Source organism: Leifsonia sp. 10N434 (genome assembly GCF_056394405.1).
Genome location: NZ_JBFTHV010000011.1, coordinates 1 through 4218, shown reverse-complemented (window position 1 = coordinate 4218; position 4218 = coordinate 1). Strand labels below are relative to the sequence as shown.

6 protein-coding genes are annotated in these 4218 nt (G+C 66.0%); 1 reads left to right on the top strand and 5 read right to left on the bottom strand.

Annotated features, from left to right (window positions below; translation table 11 throughout):
* Together AC1DB1_RS19450 and AC1DB1_RS19445 are read right to left on the bottom strand one after the other, a co-directional pair.
* Positions 1–332, bottom strand: a 332-nt coding sequence (locus tag AC1DB1_RS19450; protein WP_477202015.1) for a P-loop nucleotide/nucleoside kinase family protein, incomplete at its 3' end; no start/stop codon positions are given.
* A 291-nt stretch (positions 333–623) separates the two neighbouring features.
* Positions 624–962: a metalloregulator ArsR/SmtB family transcription factor gene (locus tag AC1DB1_RS19445; protein ID WP_477202014.1), complete on the bottom strand. Its 339-nt coding sequence runs from the start codon at positions 960–962 to the stop codon at positions 624–626.
* A gap of 67 nt (positions 963–1029) precedes the next feature.
* Here AC1DB1_RS19445 and AC1DB1_RS19440 point away from each other — a divergent pair, with 67 nt between their 5' ends.
* Positions 1030–1947: an NAD(P)H-binding protein gene (locus AC1DB1_RS19440; protein WP_477202013.1), complete on the top strand. Its 918-nt coding sequence runs from the start codon at positions 1030–1032 to the stop codon at positions 1945–1947.
* An 86-nt stretch (positions 1948–2033) separates the two neighbouring features.
* Here the strand turns inward: AC1DB1_RS19440 and AC1DB1_RS19435 are convergent, their stop codons facing one another.
* The 3 genes from AC1DB1_RS19435 to AC1DB1_RS19425 form a co-directional block, all read right to left on the bottom strand.
* Complete coding sequence (locus tag AC1DB1_RS19435) at positions 2034–2705, bottom strand: Type 1 glutamine amidotransferase-like domain-containing protein (RefSeq protein WP_477202012.1); 672 nt, start codon at positions 2703–2705, stop codon at positions 2034–2036.
* Positions 2706–2774: 69 nt separating this feature from the next.
* Positions 2775–3563, bottom strand: a complete 789-nt coding sequence (locus tag AC1DB1_RS19430; RefSeq protein ID WP_477202011.1) for an oxidoreductase — start codon at positions 3561–3563, stop codon at positions 2775–2777.
* 347 nt (positions 3564–3910) lie between these two features.
* Positions 3911–4218: P-loop nucleotide/nucleoside kinase family protein (locus AC1DB1_RS19425; RefSeq protein WP_477202010.1), on the bottom strand; the 308-nt coding region annotated here is incomplete at its 5' end.

Sequence of the window (4218 nt, the reverse complement as noted above, 5' to 3'; positions counted from 1 at the left end):
TCGGTGCCGGCGCCGAGCCGCTCGGCGATGCGGCGGATCTCATCGCGCTCGTCGCGCTGCCACGTCCCGTCTTCGAGGATGACGCTCAGTCCGCGCTCGACAAGCTGTGCCCAGAGACGGTCCAGGCGGTCCTGAACGTTGTCGCGCAGCGCGTCGAAGTAGTCGAGACCCAGGTCGGCCATCCACTCGTCGGTGCTGAAGCGGATCGCGCCCGTCTCTCGCTCGCGTCGGCGAGCGAAGGTCGTCTTGCCGGAACCAGGCAGCCCGCATAAGAGGATGACGACGGGCCGCTCAGTTGCGACCCCTCCCGGATCTGCGCGCGTCCCATTCAAATGCTGCTGCTCCCGTCGTCAGCACCGGACAATCACGCTACCGCGTCGTCGGTTCGGCACCACGGTTTCAGGGTCATGCTGAGGGAGGTCCTTTTCGACGAAGGAGCCGGTGATCGGCCGCGTTTTGCGGGTTGGTCTGTGTCAGCTGTGCTGCGGTGTGCGGATGCGCAGGCTGATGCGAGCCGCGATCAGGAGTGCGGCTGCGGCGATGGTGAAGCTGAGTTGCATCCCTTGGGGTACGGGCTGCGCCACGTCGACCGGGGAGGGATGATTGAGGTCAGGGAGACTTGCTCAGACTTCAGCGGTCTTGGTGTTCGCCCGGCCGCTACCGCGTTTCCGAACCTCGCGCATCACGATCTGTTCCGGACACACAGTCGAAAGGAAGTCGCCGACGGACAAGGCGAGTCGGTCGCTGACGAGCGAGTACAGAATCCGGTTTGCGTCACGTCTTTCTGTGACGAGGCCAGCCTGACGCAACACACTCAAGTGTCGGGAGATCGTGGGTCCGGTCGCGTTGAACCGCGCAGCGATCTCACCAGCGGGGAGCTCACCGTCTTTGAGGTCCTGCAGAATCTGTCGCCGCGTGGGATGGGCGAGAGCTGCGAAGATGTCGCTCGCGGTGTCTGTCATGTTTGCAATATAGCACCATTGCTAGATACAGTTTAGCTTCATTGCTAATAAGCGAAGGAGCAACGTCATGCGTGTAGCCATCACCGGCGGTACCGGGTTCGTCGGTCGCCACCTCGCCGAGCGGTTGGACCCGGCGGAAACCGTGATCATCTCGCGCCGCACAGGCGTCGCGATCGACGACGTCGACGCGCTGACCAGGGCCTTCACCGGATGCGATGTAATCGCGCACTGTGCGGGGATCAACCGCGAGATCGGAGACCAGACCTTCGATCGCGTTCACGTGAAGGGCACACACGCCGTCATCGAGGCCGCGCGTCGAGCGGGTGTGAAGCGGATCGTCATGGTTAGCTTTCTGCGCGCGAGACCGGACTGCGGGTCGGGCTATCACGAATCCAAGTGGGCCGCCGAAGAACTCGTGCGTCATTCCGGGATCGACCACACGATCCTCAAGTCCGGGATGATCTACGGTGCCGGCGACCACATGATCAACCACGTGACCCGTGCAGTGCGCACACTGCCCCTGTTCGCGACCGTCGGGTTTCGGGAGCGAACCGTCCGGCCGATTCCAGTTGAGGACGCAATCGATGTCATGGTCGCAGCCATTGAAGGTCGCATCCCCGACTCGACTGTCGCGGTCATGGGAGCCGAGGAAATCACGCTGGGCGAAGCAGTGCGTCGAATCGCCCGGGTCGCCGGGCGCAGGCCAATCTTCTTGCCCGCTCCGGTCTGGACCATCCGAGCGCTCGCCCAACTCACCGAATGGACGATGGTCGTCCCGCTCGTCGCCAAAGCTCAAGCGCAGATGCTCGCAGAAGGCGTCAGCGAACCGGCACCATTCGCTCCCGAACCGCCCAAAGACATCCGGCCCTCCCGATTGTTCGACGATGAGCGGATCCGGGCCGCACTCCCTGCCGGCCGATTTGGCCGCGACGACCTCCGGGTTATGCAGTGGTGGTTGAACCGGCGTCAGGCCGCCAGCGTGTAACGGCTCGTCGCGCAAACGCGCCGTTTGGCACGTCGCGGCAGAGCGTCAGTCCTTCGCCCGTCGGCGGGCCCCAACCGCAGCAGCGTTCAGTGGTCGAACTGTTCCCAGTGTCCTTCGCTGATCACCTCGACGCGGTCACCGACGACGGAGATCGCAGTCTGGTCGTCGATCGCGTACGACCGCCCCGGGATGCGCTCAGACCAGCGCCGTGCGGCATCGAGCGTGTTGCTCGGCCATCCGGGGTAGTCCAGGTGCGGGAAGATCGAGAAATCGGTGACGCCGAGCACCTCGTCGGGGCCATCCGGTTGCCAGTCCAGGAACTCTTCGCCGACACGCGGAGTCATCGCCATGCTGCCTGCACTCACGCCCACCCAGACGGTGTCCGGGAGCTCGGGCAGCAGCGCGGCCAGGCCCGACTGCTGCATCCAGGTGTAGAGGTATCTCGCCTCGCCGCCATCGACCAGCAGCACGTCGGCCCCGCGCACCCACGGCATCCAGCGCTCCTCGGCGAGGCTCGGCAGCGCCGTCAGCTCGAGCACCCCGACCGACTTCCAACCTAGACCGACCAGGCCCGGATCGTCACCCCAGCGGTCTGCGGTCGACCTCCAGACGCTCTGCGGGTCGCACGCGGGCTGCCCCCATTGCGCGGTGGGGATGAAGAGGGCGTTGCTGTCGGCGATCGGCTTGCCGAGCATCCCGATCAGCGCGTCGCGAATACCGGCGTTCGTGACACCACCCGACGTGAGCAGCAGCTTCATCCTCGTCCTCCCGACCGATGTGCGGAACCGCCGCCCACGATAGACCGCACCGAGGCGGCGACAAAACGTTCATACGGTCTTGATCGCGCCTCCGTCGATGATGTATTCCTGACCGGTCATACTGGGCGCTGCTGCGGAGACGAGGAATGCGGTCAGCGCCCCCACTTCCTCGGGTTCGACGAACCGTCCTGTGCTGCTGCCGGCGTTCCCGGGAAGCGCGTCGAGGAGCTCGGGGAGTGTGATCCCCTGGGCGGCGGCGAGCTGGGCGCCCATCCCGTCGGCTGAGGTCCACATGGGGGTACGGGTCAGGCCCGGGGTGATGGTGACCACGCGCACCCCGTCGCGCGCCACCTCCTCGGCCAGGGCCTTGCTGTACGCGGTGAGCGCGGCCTTGGCTGCGCCGTACGGCGCCGGGCCTGTCTGGGGCAGATGCGCGCCGACGGACGAGATGTTCACGATCACGCCCCCGCGGCGGATCAGACTGGGGATCGCTGCCCGACAGGTGCGGACCGCTGCGTACAGGTTCAGCGCGAAGGTCTTGCGCCAGATCTCGTCGTCGTAGCCGAAGAAGTCGCGGAGGTCGTCGGGGCTCCCTCCGCCCGCGCAATTGACCAGGATGTCGATGTCTCCCACACGTTCCAGCGCCGTCTGCACGAGTTCCGCCGGGCCATCGGGGGTGGTGAGATCGGCGGTGACGACGACCGAGGCACGATCGGCGAGTTCCCGGGTCGCCGTTCGGGCGGAGCCGACCACTCGCGCGCCCGCGTCCGCCAGTGCGCGTACGATCGCCAAGCCGATCCCTCGGCTCGCGCCCGTCACGATTGCTGTCTTGCCCGCCAGTTGGTCCGTGCCCGTCATGTCTCTCTCCCGTTCGGATTAGTGCAACCTGCATCACCTGGGACGGATCCGGAGAGCCGGGTGTGACATCACGCAGCGCTCGACCGTCCCGTGTAACACGAGCCTGCTGTCCGGATCGGAGCGGCTAGGGTGCGGGGGTGGTCGAAAAGAAGCTGAACAGCCGCTTGAGGTTCGAGCAGGTTCCGGATCTTGTTCCGCCCACATGGGACCAGGTGGAGCGGGTCAGAGGTGGATGATCGCCTGGTGGTGGACAGCACGCGCCCACGTGATCAAACGCTCCGCCTCGCTCTCGACTACATCGGTTTCGCCGCGAAGTCGTGAGGGATCTCGGCGGCCGCCGAGCGCCCTCAATGATGCACGACGAACCGGTCGAAGAGCGAGAACTCAGCCTGATCGGGCCGTTGGAGCCGCAGCCGGGAATCCTCGAGTAGTTCCCGCGTGATCGGAACAGTGCCGGAGGGCGGATTGGCGTTGCGGGTTTCGAGGCGGCGCCAGAGCTCGTCGAACGGGACATCGAAGTAGTGCAGCTCGGTGCCGGCGCCGAGCCGCTCGGCGATGCGGCGGATCTCATCGCGCTCGTCGCGCTGCCACGTCCCGTCTTCGAGGATGACGCTCAGTCCGCGCTCGACAAGCTGTGCCCAGAGACGGTCCAGGC

What these genes read in the sequence shown, in the direction of transcription:
- AC1DB1_RS19445 (WP_477202014.1), bottom strand. Translation starts at nt 962, where the DNA reads ATGACAGACACCGCGAGCGACATCTTCGCAGCTCTCGCCCATCCCACG.
- AC1DB1_RS19440 (WP_477202013.1), top strand. Translation starts at nt 1,030, where the DNA reads ATGCGTGTAGCCATCACCGGCGGTACCGGGTTCGTCGGTCGCCACCTC.
- AC1DB1_RS19435 (WP_477202012.1), bottom strand. Translation starts at nt 2,705, where the DNA reads ATGAAGCTGCTGCTCACGTCGGGTGGTGTCACGAACGCCGGTATTCGC.
- AC1DB1_RS19430 (WP_477202011.1), bottom strand. Translation starts at nt 3,563, where the DNA reads ATGACGGGCACGGACCAACTGGCGGGCAAGACAGCAATCGTGACGGGC.